Source organism: uncultured Sphingomonas sp. (assembly GCF_964244265.1).
In the GTDB taxonomy this organism is placed as follows: Bacteria; Pseudomonadota; Alphaproteobacteria; order Sphingomonadales; family Sphingomonadaceae; genus Sphingomonas.
Map to the genome: position 1 here is coordinate 1 of NZ_CAXTHV010000016.1, position 16,425 is coordinate 16,425.

Annotated in this window: 14 protein-coding genes and 1 tRNA gene; 8 read left to right on the forward strand and 7 right to left on the reverse strand. The window is 68.3% G+C overall.

Features of this window, described 5'->3' with window-relative positions:
- The first annotated feature begins 147 nt into the window (after positions 1-147).
- A complete protein-coding gene (locus tag ACFE7K_RS08190) occupies positions 148-894 on the forward strand; it encodes a BglII/BstYI family type II restriction endonuclease (protein ID WP_375397696.1) in 747 nt (248 codons plus the stop codon).
- Entirely contained in the window at positions 891-1,544 is a 654-nt protein-coding gene (locus tag ACFE7K_RS08195) for an MT-A70 family methyltransferase (protein WP_375397697.1), read from the forward strand. The genes ACFE7K_RS08190 and ACFE7K_RS08195 overlap by 4 nt, the downstream gene beginning before the upstream one ends.
- Positions 1,545-1,690: 146 nt before the next feature.
- Here the strand turns inward: ACFE7K_RS08195 and uvrA are convergent, their stop codons facing one another.
- The gene (gene uvrA, locus ACFE7K_RS08200) at positions 1,691-4,696 is read right to left on the reverse strand and encodes an excinuclease ABC subunit UvrA (RefSeq protein ID WP_375397698.1); all 3,006 of its coding nucleotides are present in this window, start codon (positions 4,694-4,696) and stop codon (positions 1,691-1,693) included.
- A 237-nt stretch (positions 4,697-4,933) separates the two neighbouring features.
- Here uvrA and ACFE7K_RS08205 point away from each other — a divergent pair, with 237 nt between their 5' ends.
- Complete coding sequence (locus ACFE7K_RS08205; RefSeq protein ID WP_375397699.1) at positions 4,934-6,586, forward strand: hypothetical protein; 1,653 nt, start codon at positions 4,934-4,936, stop codon at positions 6,584-6,586.
- Positions 6,587-6,715: 129 nt separating this feature from the next.
- Positions 6,716-7,324 carry a hypothetical protein gene (locus ACFE7K_RS08210; protein ID WP_375397700.1) on the forward strand — a complete coding sequence of 203 codons (609 nt, stop codon included), beginning with the start codon at positions 6,716-6,718 and terminating at the stop codon, positions 7,322-7,324.
- 11 nt (positions 7,325-7,335) lie between these two features.
- Here ACFE7K_RS08210 and ACFE7K_RS08215 read toward each other — a convergent pair whose 3' ends face one another.
- Together ACFE7K_RS08215 and ccmA are read right to left on the reverse strand one after the other, a co-directional pair.
- Positions 7,336-7,980 (reverse strand): heme exporter protein CcmB, encoded by a 645-nt coding sequence (locus tag ACFE7K_RS08215; RefSeq protein ID WP_375397701.1) that lies wholly within the window; start codon positions 7,978-7,980, stop codon positions 7,336-7,338.
- Positions 7,977-8,549: a heme ABC exporter ATP-binding protein CcmA gene (gene ccmA, locus ACFE7K_RS08220; protein WP_375397702.1), complete on the reverse strand. Its 573-nt coding sequence runs from the start codon at positions 8,547-8,549 to the stop codon at positions 7,977-7,979. Before ccmA ends, ACFE7K_RS08215 begins: the two co-directional genes overlap by 4 nt.
- A 95-nt stretch (positions 8,550-8,644) precedes the next feature.
- On the opposite strand from ccmA, the gene ACFE7K_RS08225 reads away from it, so the two are divergent.
- The 3 genes from ACFE7K_RS08225 to ACFE7K_RS08235 are packed head-to-tail and all read left to right on the forward strand — an operon-like array spanning position 8,645 to position 11,353.
- Entirely contained in the window at positions 8,645-8,935 is a 291-nt protein-coding gene (locus tag ACFE7K_RS08225) for a 4a-hydroxytetrahydrobiopterin dehydratase (RefSeq protein WP_375397703.1), read from the forward strand.
- 55 nt (positions 8,936-8,990) lie between these two features.
- Positions 8,991-9,773 carry an ATP-binding cassette domain-containing protein gene (locus ACFE7K_RS08230; protein ID WP_375397704.1) on the forward strand — a complete coding sequence of 261 codons (783 nt, stop codon included), beginning with the start codon at positions 8,991-8,993 and terminating at the stop codon, positions 9,771-9,773.
- Positions 9,770-11,353: an ABC transporter permease/substrate-binding protein gene (locus ACFE7K_RS08235; RefSeq protein WP_375397705.1), complete on the forward strand. Its 1,584-nt coding sequence runs from the start codon at positions 9,770-9,772 to the stop codon at positions 11,351-11,353. The genes ACFE7K_RS08230 and ACFE7K_RS08235 overlap by 4 nt, the downstream gene beginning before the upstream one ends.
- Here the strand turns inward: ACFE7K_RS08235 and ACFE7K_RS08240 are convergent.
- Entirely contained in the window at positions 11,350-14,148 is a 2,799-nt protein-coding gene (locus tag ACFE7K_RS08240) for a TonB-dependent receptor (protein WP_375397706.1), read from the reverse strand. The genes ACFE7K_RS08235 and ACFE7K_RS08240 overlap by 4 nt on opposite strands.
- Before the next feature lie 74 nt (positions 14,149-14,222).
- Entirely contained in the window at positions 14,223-14,690 is a 468-nt protein-coding gene (locus ACFE7K_RS08245; RefSeq protein ID WP_375397707.1) for a DUF6456 domain-containing protein, read from the reverse strand.
- Positions 14,691-14,773: 83 nt separating this feature from the next.
- Between ACFE7K_RS08245 and ACFE7K_RS08250 the strand changes: the two genes are divergently transcribed.
- A complete protein-coding gene (locus tag ACFE7K_RS08250) occupies positions 14,774-15,337 on the forward strand; it encodes a helix-turn-helix domain-containing protein (RefSeq protein WP_375397708.1) in 564 nt (187 codons plus the stop codon).
- Positions 15,338-15,381: 44 nt separating this feature from the next.
- Here ACFE7K_RS08250 and ACFE7K_RS08255 read toward each other — a convergent pair.
- A tRNA-Val gene (locus ACFE7K_RS08255) sits at positions 15,382-15,457 on the reverse strand.
- Between the two features lie 42 nt (positions 15,458-15,499).
- Complete coding sequence (locus ACFE7K_RS08260; RefSeq protein ID WP_375397709.1) at positions 15,500-16,423, reverse strand: winged helix DNA-binding protein; 924 nt, start codon at positions 16,421-16,423, stop codon at positions 15,500-15,502.
- Between the last annotated feature and the right edge of the window lie 2 nt (positions 16,424-16,425).

The window sequence follows — 16,425 nt, forward strand, 5'->3', positions numbered from 1 at the left end:
GCCGCCATCAGCCTCGCCGCAATCGTCACTTGGTGGATATGAGTCTCGGCCCTAGGAAAGGCTCCAATTACCCTCACCCGGGCGAGATCGATAGGGCCTGCCGGATTAGCGTTTGACCCTTGTTTGTTCTGATGTCACCAACGGCCCGTGACCGAGGAAGAAGCCCTGTCAATCGACGACTCCGCCGGCAACGACGTTGCCTGCACGCCGAACGAGGCCAGCGATCCTGCGGAGTTCGTCGCACGCTACGTGCCCGGCGAAATTCTCGCCCGGTACGAGGTATTCTCCTATCGTAACGCGGCGTTGATCCTGTCCGAAGCGCATCCGGTCGAATTCGCCGAGCTGATGGAGGCGTTGCGCCGGTTCCGGCTGACGCGGGCGATCATCGCCAAGGCAGGCGGGAACGAATCAGAAATCCCCAAGGCGTTCTCGACCTTGCTGCGGCCGCATGGCTGGCACGAGACGACGATCCAGGCCGACCTGCTGGTGAAGCTGCTGTGGCGGGAGGCCGCTACGAACGACCGTGGCAAGGCGGTGAGCACACGGATGTCGCGAGAACTGACCAAGGCGCGGTTCCTCGACGGCCACAAGGTGGATTACGTCAAGAGCCGGGTGGCGTTCGATCTGGAGTGGAACAGCAAGGATCAGACGTTCGACCGCGATCTCTATGCGATGAGCGCGTTCAGCCAGTGCGGCGTGATCGATGTCGGCGTGCTATTGACGCGAAGCGAGGCGTTGAACGGCGTGTTCCGAGAGATGGGGTTGATGGCGAAATACGGCGCATCGACGACATGGATGGGCAAATTGCTGTACCGGCTGAATGCGGGACGCAACGGCAGCTGCCCGGTACTGGCGATCGGCATCCGGCCCGAGTGCATAGAGGACAATTCATGACCACCGATGCCGCACTCGATTTCGCCAAGACAATGCGGGGGCGCAAGTTCGCGACGATCCTGGCCGATCCGCCATGGCGCTTCACCAACCGCACCGGCAAGATGGCGCCCGAGCATCGCCGGCTGTCGCGCTACGGCACGATGAGCCTCGACGAGATCTGCGCGTTGCCGGTGGAGGGCGCGGCGGCCGATCCGGCGCATTTGTACCTCTGGGTGCCGAACGCGATGCTGCCCGACGGGCTCAAGGTGCTGGCGGCGTGGGGCTTCGAGTATAAGTCGAACTTGGTCTGGCACAAGGTGCGCAAGGACGGCGGATCGGACGGGCGCGGGGTAGGCTTCTACTTCCGCAATGTGACCGAGCTGTGCCTGTTCGGAGTGCGCGGCAAGAACGCGCGAACGCTTAGCCCCGGACGGCGGCAGGTCAATCTGGTGGGGACGCGCAAGCGCGAGCACAGCCGCAAGCCCGACGAGTTCTACGACGTGATCGAGGCGTGCTCGCCTGCGGCTAGGCTGGAGCTCTTCGCGCGGGGAGAGCGGAAGGGCTGGACGGGCTGGGGCAACCAGGCCGAGGAGTATGAGATCGGGTGGGAGACTTATGCGCACAACTCGCGGCGCGAGGGGGCGGGGGCTTGGGTGGAGGCAGCGGAGTAGTCTTACTGAGTTCCAGCCAATCAATACATTAATCTGAGATATCGCTGTTGTATATTCAGGTACTGTTTACCAACGATCCGTTCGTGGTCGATGAGGCTGCGTTTCCTGAACCATTCGCACAGTGCGGGCGGGGGCGAGCGTTTAGGTTATTCCGCCGCCGCCATCTCCCCGCGCCTTTGCCCTTGGCACAATAACGGCGCCAAATATCGCCCCGTAACGCTCGCGGCCACCTTCACCACCGCCTCCGGCGTTCCTTGCGCCACAACCTCGCCACCCTTCACGCCACCCTCCGGCCCCAGATCCAGCACCCAGTCCGCGGTCTTGATGACGTCGAGATTGTGTTCGATCACCACCACCGTATTCCCCTGCTCGACCAGCTGGTGGAGCACCTCCAGCAATTTCCGCACGTCCTCGAAATGCAGGCCGGTGGTGGGTTCGTCGAGGATGTACAGCGTCTGGCCGGTCGCCCGCCTGGACAATTCCTTGGCCAACTTCACGCGCTGCGCCTCGCCGCCGGACAGCGTCGTCGCCTGCTGGCCGACCTTGATGTAGCCGAGCCCGACCTCGACCAGCATCGCCATCTTGTCGCGGATGCCGGGGACGGCCTTGAAGAATTCCGCCGCATCCTCGACCGTCATGTCGAGCACGTCGGCGATGCTGTGGCCCTTGAACTTCACCTCCAGCGTCTCGCGGTTGTAGCGCGCGCCGTGGCAGACGTCGCAGGTGACGTAGACGTCGGGGAGGAAGTGCATCTCGATCTTGAGCACGCCGTCGCCCTGGCACGCCTCGCACCGGCCGCCCTTGACGTTGAAGCTGAACCGCCCGGGCTTGTAGCCGCGCGCCTGCGCCTCGGGCAGCCCGGCGAACCAGTCGCGGATCTGGGTGAAGGCGCCGGTATAGGTCGCGGGGTTGCTGCGCGGGGTGCGGCCGATCGGCGACTGGTCGATGTCGATCACCTTGTCGAGATATTGTAAGCCCGTGACCTTGTCGTGCTTGCCGGCGAGGATGCGCGCGCCGTTCAAGGACCGCGCCGCGGCGGCGTAGAGCGTGTCGATCGTGAAGCTCGACTTGCCCGAGCCCGAGACGCCGGTGATGCAGGTGAAGGTGCCGAGCGGGATGCTGGCGGTGATCCCGGTCAGATTGTTGGCGGTGGCGTTGTGCACGGTGAGCTTCTTGCCGTTGCCCTTGCCGCGCACCGGCGGGACGGCGACTTCGCGGGTGCCGTTGAGATAATCGGCGGTAACGCTGCCGGGGCTGGCGAGCAGCTCGTCCAGGGTGCCGTGCGCGACGATCTCCCCGCCATGGACCCCGGCGCCCGGCCCCATGTCGATGACGTAATCGGCCGAGCGGATCGCGTCCTCGTCATGCTCGACCACCAGCACGGTGTTGCCGAGATCGCGCAGACGCCGCAGCGTGGCGAGCAGCATGTCGTTGTCGCGCTGGTGCAGGCCGATCGAGGGCTCGTCGAGGACGTAGAGCACCCCGGACAGGCCGCTGCCGATCTGGCTGGCGAGGCGGATGCGCTGCGATTCGCCGCCCGACAGGGTGCCGCTGGTGCGATCGAGGTTGAGATAATCGAGCCCGACATTGTTGAGGAAACCGAGCCGCTCGAGGATTTCCTTGAGGATGCGCTCGGCGATGGCGTTCTGCTGCTCGCCGAGCTCGCCCGGGATCGCGGTGAACCAGGCGAGCGCATCGACCACCGAGAGGCGGGTGATCGAGGAGATGTCGCGCATCCCGACCTTGACCGCCAGCGCCTCGGGCTTGAGGCGGGCGCCGTGGCACGTCTCGCAGGCGGCGCTGCTCTGATATTTGGACAGCTCCTCGCGCATCCACGCGCTCTCGGTCTGCAGCAGGCGGCGGTTGAGATTGCCGATCACGCCCTCGAACGGCTTTTTCACGTCATAGGATTTGCGGCCGTCGATGAAGGTCAGCGTGACGGGCCTGCCTTTGGTGCCGTGGAGGATGACGTCGCGGATATCCTGCGGCAACCCTTCCCACGGCGTTTCGAGGCTGAAGCCGAATTCGCGCGCCAGGCTGCCGAGCACCTGCATGTAATAAGGCGACGGCGGGTTGGACCTGGCCCACGGCACGACCGCGCCCTTCCTGAGGCTGAGCGCGTGGTTGGGAACGACGAGCTCCTCGTCGAACAGCATCTTCTCGCCGAGCCCGTCGCACGCCGGGCAGGCGCCCTGCGGGGCGTTGAAGCTGAACAGGCGCGGCTCGATCTCGGCGATGGTGAAGCCGGAGACCGGGCAGGCGAATTTTTCGGAGAAGACGATGCGGTTGGGCGGGATGCCTGCGCCCTTCATCGCACCCCCATCCGTCACCCCAGCGCAAGCTGGTGTCTCACGCGGCTCCTGTCCCGCGCCATCGCCTGAGACCCCAGCTTGCGCCGGGGTGACGGATTTGGCGAGCGCCTCCGCCACCGCGCCCTCCACCAGATCGACATATGCCAGCCCCTCGGCCAGCTTGAGCGCGGCCTCGAAGCTCTCCGCGAGGCGCGTACCGATCCCCTCGCCGACCACCAGCCGATCGACCACCACCTCGATATCGTGCTTGTATTTCTTGTCGAGCGCGGGGGCCTCGTCGATCTCGTGGATCGTGCCGTCGATGCGGACCCGGGTGAAGCCGGCCTTCTGCCATTCGGCGAGCTCCTTGCGATATTCGCCCTTGCGCCCGCGCACGACGGGGGCAAGCAGATACAGCCGCGTCCCCTCGGGCAGCGCCAGGACGCGATCGACCATCTGGCTGACGGTCTGCGCCGAGATCGGCAGCCCGGTCTCCGGCGAATAGGGGATGCCGACGCGCGCCCACAGCAGCCGCATGTAATCGTAGATCTCGGTGACGGTCGCCACGGTCGAGCGCGGATTGCGGCTGGTGGTCTTCTGCTCGATCGAGATGGCGGGGCTGAGGCCCTCGATATGATCGACATCGGGCTTCTGCATCAGCTCGAGGAACTGGCGCGCATAGGCCGAGAGAGACTCGACGTAGCGGCGCTGTCCCTCGGCATAGATGGTGTCAAAGGCGAGGCTGGATTTGCCGCTCCCCGACAGGCCAGTAATGACGGTCAGGGTATCGCGCGGAATGTCCACGCTCACGTCCTTGAGGTTGTGCTCGCGCGCGCCGCGGACGGAGATGTGGGTCAACATAAGGAAGTTTGTTCCAGATTTGTTCGTTGCGGGCAAGCGGCGCAAGAGCCGGAAGGAGATGGGACGACAGGAAAGGGGGTTCAACACGCGCGCGGTCGACGATAGCAAGCGGGCGCAATGGTGTCGCGGCCGGGGATATCGGTTCGTCACGGGTTGCACGAAGGATGAACAACGGATCAAGCACCGGTTCGGGCCGCCGGCCTCACGATCGGCACGATCCTGTCGAGAGGGAATGACGTGAAGCGTTCATGGGGAGAAAGGCTGGCCACCGCGAGTACGATTGGTGCGCTGGCGGCGATGCTCGGCGGCGTTCTGGCGCTCGGCGCGCAGGCGGCGCCGGTCGCGAAAACCACGAAAGCCACTGCCAGGAAGGTCGCGAAAAAGCCCGCGATAAAATCGATGAAGAAGGCCGCAAAGAAGACCGGGGATACGCGGCAGGCCGCCAAGCGCGCGCCCCCGGTCGCCCCGGTCGTCCTCGCGCCGCCGCTACCGCCACGGACACTGGATCCCTCGCTGTATCGCTATGTCGACGACGCCGACGCGTTGATCATGACGGTCGGCACGTCGCCGCCCGATTTTGCGTTCCGCCTCGACGGGGTCGAAGCGTTCGTGTGGCGGTTGACGGGCGATTACCTGGTGATTGGCGAGCCCGATGCCGATCATTATCGTTTCTACGCCTTCGCGCCAGGCGCGGACTATCCGTTCTTCGTCAGCGCCGACGGGTACAGCTATGGGCTGGAGGGGCGGCAGATCGCGGCATTGTACGCCGCCGACGGCCAATTGGTCGACTGGCGCTATGTCGGCACGGCCGGGGACCAGGCGGCGTTCCTGGCGGATCGCGGCTTTGCGCTGCGCCGCGCGATGAGCAATCGCCGGCCGCTGATCGCCGACCAATGGGCCGATGATCGCTGGTTTGTCGCCGACCTGCTGGTCGAGTTAGGCCAGTGGCGCGGCCGGCCCGGCTGGGCGAATTACCGTCGCACTCCGGGCTGGCAAGCGCGGCGCGGGCGCGATGGCGAAACCCGGTTCGACGCGGAACGCCGCCGGCGACGCGACGAGGGCGACCGCTTTGATCGCTGGCGGCGCAACGGCGCTGCGGCGGTGACGCCGCCCCGGCGCGACTGGCAGGAGAGCCGGCCCGGTTTCGCGCCGAACCCCGCCACGTCCGGACGCCGGCGGCGGCGCGACGACGATGGCCGCACGCTGCTGCCGCCGGCGGTACCCGATATAGTCTCTTCGGCCGGCGGGGTCGCTGGCCGGGCGCCGCAGGTAACACCCGCAGCGGCGGGCGCTGGTGGGCGCGGCGTTTCTACCGGAGGCGCGGGCAGGGCGGGTGGACGCATGCGTTCCCCGGACGCCACCGCGCCGATTGCGCCCGTAGCGCAACCGGGAGTGGCGCCGCTCGTCGTCGTGGCGCCACCGGTCGCCGATGCACCCCCCGTCGCCGATGCACCCCCCGTCGCGGATGCGTCGCCGGCAGCGGCCGTGTCGCCCCCCTCCGTCGATATCCCTGCGGCCACCCCACCCGAACCGTCATCGGGGCGTGGCGGTAGCGGCGGGCGCCGCGAGGGTGCGGGCCGAGGGGAGGATCGCGGGTCGCGGCCGGCGGTCGATCCCGCGCCGCTGCCGCCACCGGTCATTGTCGCGCCGCCGGTCGCCGTGCCGGCCGAGGCGGTGCCGCCCATTCCTCCACCGGCGGCGGTCGATCCGTCGCCCTCGGTCGGGATCGTCGCGCCACCATCGCCGCCGCCTCTGCCCCAGACCGTGGCGCCCGCCGCCGTGGCCGCTCCGGTCGAGGCCGCGCCGCCGCCACCGCCGCCACCGCCTGCACCGCCTCCCACACCCGACGCACCGACTGACGATTCCCCGAAGCTAAAGACGAGTGAGTGAGGGCGGCGGCGCGCGGTGTTACAATGGCAAGTGGAAGCGGCGCCCGGCGCTGCTCTGCTCTTGGTCAAGCTGCTGGACTTGTTGGGAATGATTTGATCAGCTCGCCGTCATCATTGCCGGGGGGAAGACATGAAAATCCAGCTGACCGATACCTTGCGCACCGAATACCGATCGATGTTCGACACCTGCGCGATCACGCCGGCGCGCCGGTCGGCGGCCGGGCGGCTGGTCGCGCGACTGTCGGCGAACAGGCCGCGCTATGCTCCGGTCGCCGACCGGCTGGCGATGCCGTGGCATGTCGTCGCGGTGATTCACAACATGGAGGCGTCGCAGGACTTCGCCCGGCATCTGCACAATGGCGACCCGCTGACCGCGCGCACCGTGCATGTGCCGGCGGGGCGGCCAGCGATCGGGGCGCCGCCGTTCAGCTGGGAGGAGAGCGCGGTCGACGCGCTGATGCTGCACGGGTTGAACGCCTGGCGCGACTGGACGGTCGGCGGCACGCTCTATCAGCTCGAACGGTATAACGGCATGGGCTATCGGTTGCATCACCCGTCGGTGAAGTCACCCTATCTGTGGAGCTTCAGCAACCATTACGATCGCGGCAAATATGTCGCGGACGGAACGTGGTCGGCGACCGCGAGGTCCGATCAATGCGGGGCGGCGATATTGCTGCGGCAGATGGCGGATGAGGGGCTGATCGCATTCGCCGCTGCCCCGGCGATGCACGACGGCTGAGCCGAACGCGACTAGGCGAGCGCGGAGCGGATAGCGGCGCCGGCAACGATCGGTGCGCCGGCGACCAACAGCAGGCTGGTCGCGCCCAGCAGCTTGAGCGTGCCCGCTCCCCCGTCCAACGACCCCGCCCCGAAAATCAGCAACGGCACCGCCAGCGGCAGCAGCAGAAGCCCGGCAATCGCCCCCGCGCCGCGCAACCGCGCGGTCAGCGCGGCGGTCGCCACCGCCAGCGCGGCAAGCCCCGGCGTGCCGATCAGCAACCCCAGCTCGATCCGCGCCAGCGCCGCCCCGGTCAGGCGAAGCAGCGCGGCGGCGGGCACTGCCGCGAGCAGCAGGGGGGGAGCGAAGGCGAGCCAGTGCGCGGCAAGCTTGGCGGAGGCGATCGTCGCCGGCGCCCAGCCGCGCGTCACCAGCTGGTCGATCACCCCGCCGGCAAGGTCGGGCAGGACCAGCCGATCGACCGGGGTCAGCGCCGCGAGCAATGCCGCCGCCCACAGCACGCCACCGCCGACGCGCGCCAGCAATGCCGCGTCGGGCCCGACCGCGAACGGGAACAGGATCGCGACCAGCAGGAAGAACGCGACCGGCAACAACGCGCCGCCGGCGGTCCAGGCGCGCCGCACGTCGCGCACGATCAGGATTGCCAGCGCACTCATTTGCCCAGCGCGATCTGTCGTGCCGCGGGCAAGCCGATCGGCAGGTGGCTGGCGACCAGCACGATCCCCCCCGCGGCGCGATGGCCCGCCATCGCCGTCGCCAGCCGCTCGACCGCCTCGGCGTCGAGGCCGTTGGCGGGCTCGTCGAGCAGCCAGATCGGCATGCCGCTCGCCAGCACGCGGGCAAAGGCCGCGCGGCGGCGCTGCCCGGTCGACAACAGGCGCACGGGCATTTCGGCCAATTCGCCCAGCGCCAGCGCGGTCAGCGCGCCATCCACCGCCGCCGCCACGTCGCTGCGGTCGAGGCGTGCCCAGAACAGAAGGGCATCCGCCAGCGACAGGTCGTCGTCGAGCGCCGTCGCTTCGGTCAGCAACGCACGCGCGCCGCTTGCCGCTACCCTCCCGGCAGCGGGCGGCAACAGCCCGGCGGCCACCCGGATCAGGCTCGACTTGCCGACGCCATTGGGCCCGCTGACCAGCGCCGCGCCGCCCGGTTCGAGCTTAAAGGACAGGCCCTCGAACAGGCGCCGTCCGCCGCGAATGCAGGCCACGTTGTCGAACCTCAGCACTCGACCCGCCTTCGGCCGTCATGTGTCTCTTGTCCGTTCATGGTGCCCGGCATAGGCCGATGCAGCGACGGGCGGCAAGCAAGGGAGTGTGGGCGATGGTCGAGCAGCTGGACGAGGACGAACGCGCTCGCGCGCTGGATGCGCTGGACGAATGGGATTATGACGCGGCGCGCGACGCGATCACCCGGACGCTGACCTTTGCCGACTTCGTCGAGGCATTCGGTTTCATGACGCGCGTCGCCCTGCTCGCCGAAAAGGCCGACCACCACCCCGAATGGACCAATGTCTGGAACCGGGTCGACATCCTGCTGACCACCCATGACGCGGGCGGCCTGTCGCATCGCGACATTGTGCTCGCCGAGGCAATCGACGCGCTGGTGGATTGACGGCGTATCGTCGTACGCCTTGTACGCCCTGCGCTCTTCCCGCACACCGGCATCGATGCCCGCCTTATCGCATCCCGCCGGACCCTCGGTTACCCTGTCGGGCGTTGCCAAGAGCTATACGGGCGTGGTCGCGGTCGCCGGCGTGTCGCTGGAGATTGCCGGGGGCAGCTTTGTCGCGCTGGTTGGGAGTTCGGGGTCGGGCAAGTCGACGCTGCTCAAGACGATCAACCGGCTGATCGAACCGGACGCCGGATCGATCGCGATCGGCGGTAAGGACGTGACGCGCGGCGATCGGCACCGGCTGCGCCGGCGGATCGGCTATGTGTTCCAGAATGTCGGGCTGTTCCCGCATTTGACCGTTGCCGAGAATGTCGCGATTGGGCTGAAGCTGCGCGGTGACCGGGGCACGGCCGGGCGGGTCGAGCAGTTGCTCGCGCTGGTCGACCTGGCACCGGCGATGGCAATGCGGATGCCTGATGAGCTTTCGGGCGGCCAGCGCCAGCGGGTGGGGGTCGCGCGTGCGCTGGCGACCGAACCCGGCCTGATGCTGATGGACGAGCCGTTCGGCGCGCTCGATCCGGTGACGCGCGACCAATTGGGCACGGCCATCCACGCGCTCCACGACCGGCTCGGCCTGACCACGATCATGGTCACGCACGACATGGCCGAGGCGCTGATCCTGGCGGATCGCGTGCTGGTCATGGCGGCAGGGCGGATCGTCGCCGACACCACCCCGCAGGCGCTGCTGGCGGGCGAGGGCGGCGATGCGGCGCAGGCGCTGGTGGCGGTGCCTCGTGCGCAGATGCGGCGGCTGGCGGTGCTGGGGAAGGAGCCATGAGCGACTTCCTCGAAGCCTTGTCCCGCGTGCCCGATCTCCTCGCGCAGCATTTGTTGCTGGCGTTCGCCGCGCTGGCGCTCGGTATCGTGCTCAGCCTGCCGCTGGCGGTGTGGTCGGCGCGGCGGCCGGGTGTCGGACGCGTCGCGCTGGCGCTGGCCAGCCTGGTCCAGACCATTCCCAGCCTCGCGCTGCTCGCATTGTTCTATCCGTTGCTGCTGTCGCTGTCGGCGCTGGTCGGGGGCGGCATCCCGGCGCTCGGTTTCCTGCCGTCGCTGCTCGCGCTGACGCTGTATGCGCTGCTGCCGATCCTGCGCAACGGCGTCACCGGGCTGATGGGCATCGATCCGGCGGTGATCGAGGCCGCCGACGGCGTCGGCATGACGCCGGCGCAGAAATTGCGGCTGGTCGAGGCGCCGCTGGTCGCGCCGGTGCTGATGGCCGGCATCAGGACCGCGGCGGTATGGACAATCGGCGCGGCGACGCTGTCGACGACGGTCGGCCAGCCGAGCCTGGGCGACATGATCTTCGCCGGGCTGCAGACGCAGAATTGGGCGCTGGTGCTTGCCGGGTGCTTCGCCGCGGCGGGGCTGGCACTGGCGGTCGACGCGCTGCTGGGCGTGATCGAACACGGCATCGCCCGGCGGCGGCGCGGGCCGGTATGGCTGGCGCTGGCAGTGCTGGCGGGGGGCGTGATCGCCGCGCTGGCGCCATTGCTGCCGGGCACGCAGCCGACGGTGGTAATCGGCGCCAAGGGCTTTTCGGAACAATATATCCTGGCGCGTGTCGTGGGCCACCGGCTGGCGAGGGCGGGGTTTCATGTCGTCTATCGCGACGGGCTGGGATCAGGGGTGATGTTCGCGGCGCTGAAGGCCGGCGATATCGACGTCGCGGTCGATTATACCGGCACGCTGTGGACCAACGAGATGCGTCGCACCGACAACCCGCCGCGTGATGCGATGTTTGCGGCGATCGCCCGCTGGCAGGGCGCGCAGGGGATGCGGACAATCGGCCGGCTGGGGTTCGAAAACGCCTATGCCTTCGCCATGCGGGCCGACCGCGCACGCGCCTTGGGACTGGTCAGCCTGGACGATCTGGCGGCGCGGGCGGGCACGCTGAAGTTCGGCGCCGACCTCGAATTCCTCGAACGCCCCGAATGGGCGGCGATCAGGCGAGTTTATCCGATCCGGTTCGCTGGCGCCAACGCTTATAACCCGACCTTCATGTACCGCGCGCTGTCAGGCGGCCAGGCCGACGTCATCTCGGCCTTTTCCTCGGACGGGAGGATTGCCGCCGACCGGCTGGTCGTGCTGACCGATCCCCGCCATGCCATCCCCAATTACGACGCGATCCTGACTGTGTCGCCGCGGATGGCAAGCGACCAGCGCCTGGTCGAGGCGCTGCGCCCGCTGGTGGGCCGGATCGGCGTCGAGGCGATGCGCGAGGCAAACTACATGGTCGATCGAGATACCGACAAGGCAAGTCCGGAGACGGCGGCGCGGTGGCTGGAGAAGAAGGTGGGATTGTCCGGGCCGGTGCGTCTCCGGGACAGCGCGGCTATCCCGGTGCTCGCTCGGCCCTAGAAGAACAGCTTCCTTACACTTACCCGTATCGTACGGCCCAAAGGGTCGAGGTAATCGGGCTGGTAGCTGACCGGCGTGTTGCCGGCGGCATCGGTGACGCGCTGGCGCGTGTCGAAGATGTTGTCGACGCCCAGCGTCACGCGCATGCCGCGCGCCCAGGGGTTCTTCTTTAGGAACGCGAGCTGCTGGCCCAAATCGGCGAACAGCCGCGCATTGAGCGTTCCCAGGCTGGAGAAATCGAGCGTCTGGGGGACGAGCGCGGTGCCACCGACGACGCGCGTGCCGCTCTGCCAATTGGCGCTCAGCCGCGCGCCGATGCCGTTGTTCGAATAACCCGCCTGAAGCTCCAGTTCGTGGCGGGGCTGGCCCGCGCCGCCGGTCGAGCCGCCGTTCAGCCGGTCGATGATCGGCAGGCCCGGCGCGATCGTCACGCGATCGGTGAAATGCCAGGTGTGATAGATCGCGAAATTGAGCCGTCCGCCCCCGCCGCCTAGCGCGCCGCCGCCGCCACGGCCGCCGAAGCCGCCGCCCGCTCCCCCGGCGCCGCCCGGTCCCCCGGCGCCGCGTCCGCCGCCCTGACCGCTCGCACCGCCGCCGAACGCCCCCCTCAGGCTGCTTAGCGGCCCGTCGGGGACGCGTCCCCCGCCAGGCAGTGGCAGCCCGGCGAACGGGTTGGGCCCGGTGCCGGCCCGAAATGCCTCGATCTGGCGCTGCAGCTTCGATTTGAGCCGTGCCGAAAAGTTGAGTCCCCAGCGCAGTTCAGACCGGTCGGTCCGCTCGAAATTGACCGACCGCGCGTCGATCGACAGCAAATTTCCGCCGCCATCGCGCACGAAACGCCCGGGGAATGCCGTCTCGATCGCCGCGGTCGTGCCGGGGAAGCCGGCAATTGCGTTGCGCACGGTCGACTCGACGTAATTGGCGCTCAGCGTCAGGTCGAGCTTCTTGAGCGGCTTGGCGGTCAGCCCCAGCTTGAACACATGGCGGCTGTCGGCAACCAGCGTGGGATTGCCGCCGGTGGTGCGCAGGACGCTGACCGTCTGGCCGGTCCGGAAATCGAACACCCGTGCATTGGGGGTGGCGATCACCGGGTCGCCCAATTGGTTGGCGCTCGGCGCATCATCCTGGTCGGTGACCGAGGCAATGAGCTGGAGTCCCTCTACCGGCCCCCAGTTCACGCCATAGCCGCGTGTCGTCAGCGTGCCGAAGTCGGACAGGTGATCGACCGCGAAATTGCCGTTGAGCGACAGATTGCCGAGGAACGGCAGCACGCCGGCGGACCTTTTGGCGATCGGCACGTCGAGATTGACCTGGCCATTGGCGATATCGCGCGCGACATTGCCGGCCTGGTTCAAGCCGAGCCGGAACGATCGGCTGTCGAAACGCGCGACCGATCCGCCGACGCGGATCGCGGTCGCGACGTCGCCGGCGGGCAGCTTGAACAACGATCCGTTGACCAGCGCGTCGACCCCGCCGACATTGGCGGTGGATTGGCCGCGATTGGCCGGCAGCACGCCGAAATTGGCCGCGTCGATCGGCCCGAACGGGTTGAACCCCGCGTCACCGGCGTTGAGCCGCGCCTGTGCCAGGCTGGTGTCCAGCCCGAGTTCGCTGAACGTCTCGCTTTCGGTACGGTCGTAATTGCCGGTCAGCGACCAGCGCCATTTGGAGCTGATATCGCCATTCATTGTGCCGCCGAGATGCAGCGTCAGCGTCGAGGAGCGCTGTTCCAGCGGATTGATCGCCGAGGCCGCGCGATCGAGCACCACCGCGCGGGTGAACGGCGAATAGGGATTGCCCGCCGGCAGCACCAGGCTGACCCCGGCCAGCCCCTGTGCCGAAACGCTGTCGGTATATTCCAGGCGACCGTTCAGCGACGCCGAGACGTTGCCGAATATCGTGCGCGCCAGCACCGCATTGACGCTGAAGTCGCTGCTCGACGGCAGCAGCGTGCGATACCGGCCCTGGTCAAAGCCATTATAAGCGTTGGCGGTCGGCGCGAAGCTGGCCAAGGTCGGGCGTCCGCTTGCGGCGGTTGCCGGTACGCCGGCAAAGGTGACCGGCCGCCCGACCAGCGCGCTTAGCGCCGGATCAACCTGGCCGTCGGCCGATGCCGCGCCGGGCAGGATCGTCCCGACGGGATCGAACGCGGTCGGATTGGCGAGGATGTCGCGTTCGGATTCGAACAGCGCCGAGCTCGTCTGATAGGAAAGGTGGAGGTTGAACCGCCCCTGCTGGTTGATCTGGAGCAAGTCGAGCTCGCCTTGCGGCGTCGCCCGGCCGCCGGCGGTGGCGACGCGCGCGGTGGCTTCGGCGGTGACCGCGTGGAAGCGGCGGCGCAGGACGATGTTCACCACCCGCTGGTCGGCGCGATAGCCGTATTTCAGCGCGACTTCTTCGGGCAGGATGTCGACCCGCGCGATCGCCTCGGTCGGGATATCGCGGATTTCCGAAAAACCGGAAATGCGCTTGCCGTTGAGCAACACCACCGGCGCGCCGCCGCCGCCACGGTCGCTGCGCGTCTGCGGCGCCAGCTCCGTCAGCAATTCGGCGATCGAACTGACGCCGTAGGAGCGAATGTCGGCGGGCCCCAGTTGCTCCTCGGGCGGGATGTCGCCGACCACCGCCCCGGGCAGGTTGCGCGTGCCGGTGACGATGATGTCGTCGCCTTCGTCCTCGGGCGCCGCTTGCGGCCGGGCGGCGGGGCCGGCCGGCGGGGGCGACGCGCTCTGCGCATGGAGCACGGCCGGCGCGACACCGGTGAGGAGAGCAAGCGGGACGAGGGGAAAACGCATCTGAACTCCGGCACAGGCGAGGACGACCCGCCGCGCCTAGCGAGCAATTGTCGCTAAATTGTGCCGCGTGGCGTTCACGGCAGGCGGTAATGGTCCGCCAGCCGATCAAGCGCGAGCGCGAGCACCAGCCGCCCGGCGCGTGTCGGCCAGCCCAGCGCGCGTTCGGCGGCAGGGACGCCCTCGCCGGCGCAGACCACGCGCCACAGAATGTCGTTCAGGCCGCGACCGACGGCCGCGATCGCTGCGTCGAAGCGATCTCGCGCGGCGAGCTGGGCGGTGGTGGGATCGCCTTCCCCCCGCCCGCCGCAGTCGACGCGCACGCGGTCCCACGCCATCGTCACGCTGGGCGCGATCGACGCGCGTTCATAGTCTTCGCGCAGCCGCTCGCCCGCTTCGACCTGACGCGTGTCGAGCAGCCCGCGCGCGCCGAGCCAGGCGAGCGCCGATTCGGCGCGGTTAACCGTGACGCTCCGCCGCCGAACGCCCGATCCCGCGGCGCGGCGGCCGTCAGCGTGGATTTCCATCTCGGTCAGATCGCGCATCGGCTTCTCCTGTTTGGAGCTCGGTCTTGCCAGATGACTTCCTTTGTAGGACAGAAATAACCTGAATGGTTAGGGATTAGGCAATGATCACCGCGATCCGCGAGATTCGCCGCGCCAAGGGCCTCACGCTTGATGATGTCGCCGGGCAATGCGATCCGCCGACCACCCCGCAGACGATCGGCCGGCTGGAAACCGGTGCCCGCACCGTTTCCGTCGCCTGGCTCAACCGCATCGCCGCGGCCTTGGGCGTGGGGGCGGGTGATTTGGTCAAATTACCCGAGCGCCCGGACATCGGTGTGGCGGCGATCATCGACGGCAATGGCGTGCGAGCCCCGCGCCATCCCGCGACGGTCGCGCCTCCGCATGTCGCGCCGGAACTGGTCGCGGTCATCGTGGCCGCCGGCATCGGCGATTACCGCGCCGGTGACCAGCTTTGGTGCCGGCGTCTGGTTCCCGACGCATTCGCCGCGGCGCTCAACCGCGACGTGCTGGTGCCACGATCGGCCGGACGATTCGCGTTCGGTCGCCTGATCGGGCGCGAAGGCGGCAAGCTTCACCTGCTGCCCCTCGGCGTGGGGACACGGCAACAGGTGCTCGCCGAACCGCCATGGATCGCCTGCGCGATGCGCCTGCTGAGAACGCTGTAATGACGGCCTTCAGCGAACCGCCGAAATCGGTCGCGCCGTGAAACTGGTGGGCGGTGACGGTCTCGAACCGCCGACCCTCTCGGTGTAAACGAGATGCTCTACCAACTGAGCTAACCGCCCGGCGGGCCATGCTTGGCCCGCCGCGTGCTCGGGCGCAAGCCGTCACGTGATCGGCAGCCCAGCCTGCGCCAGCAAGGCGAAGTAACGCTGCATCCGCTCGCGCGTGGTTGCGCTCAGCACCATGAAGATGCGGCGGCGGTCGGCAGGATCCGGCTGGCGCTCGAACAGGCCCATTTCGGTCATCCGCCCGAGCCAGCGCAAGGCCGTGGTCGGTGGCACCGCCGCGGCGATGCACAAGCTGGACACCGACACCTGCGCGCCTTCCAGCTGGGCGGCATATAGATCGAGCAGCATGTCCCAGGCCGGATCCTCGAACAGACCATCGGGAAATTGCTGGTCGCGCAAGCGACGGGCGCGGATCGCGCGGCGTATGTCGGCGGCGGCGACCGGCGGGGCCGAGAGATCCGGCGGGGGAGAATAGCCGCGCTTGCTGTCCGACACGGCATCGGCGCGAGTCGGGCTGTAATCCGGGGCGGCCAGCCGCGTCAGCATTACGGCGATCCGCGCCACTTCCTCGCTGAGGCGCCGCAGTCTTTCCACATCGCCGTCGCGCGCACGGTCGTGGGACATAGGGGCGCCCGCGACCAGCGCCAGCGCCACGGCGCCAGCCAGGATCGCCGGCGCGGAATCGCATTGCAGGTCGACATGCGGCCCGAACAGGCTGACCGAAACAAGGTCGATCTGATCGGTCGACAGGACCATCACGACCCGGGCGCCGGTAGTGCGCGCCAGCCTATCGATGGTGGGCAGGACGTCAGCGATGTCGCATTCGGCGGCGCCGACCGTATCGACGAGGATCAGGTGAATGCTCCCCGCTCGGTCCAGCAAGTCGGCTGCTCCAGCCCAGGTCGTCGTGTCCGCGACGCGCCCGCCCCCCGCCAGCACGATGCCCGACAGGGTGGCGATGTCGCCATCGGCGACGATCACCGCTGCCGGAGCGGTATCGGCCACATACGGCGCGATCATGC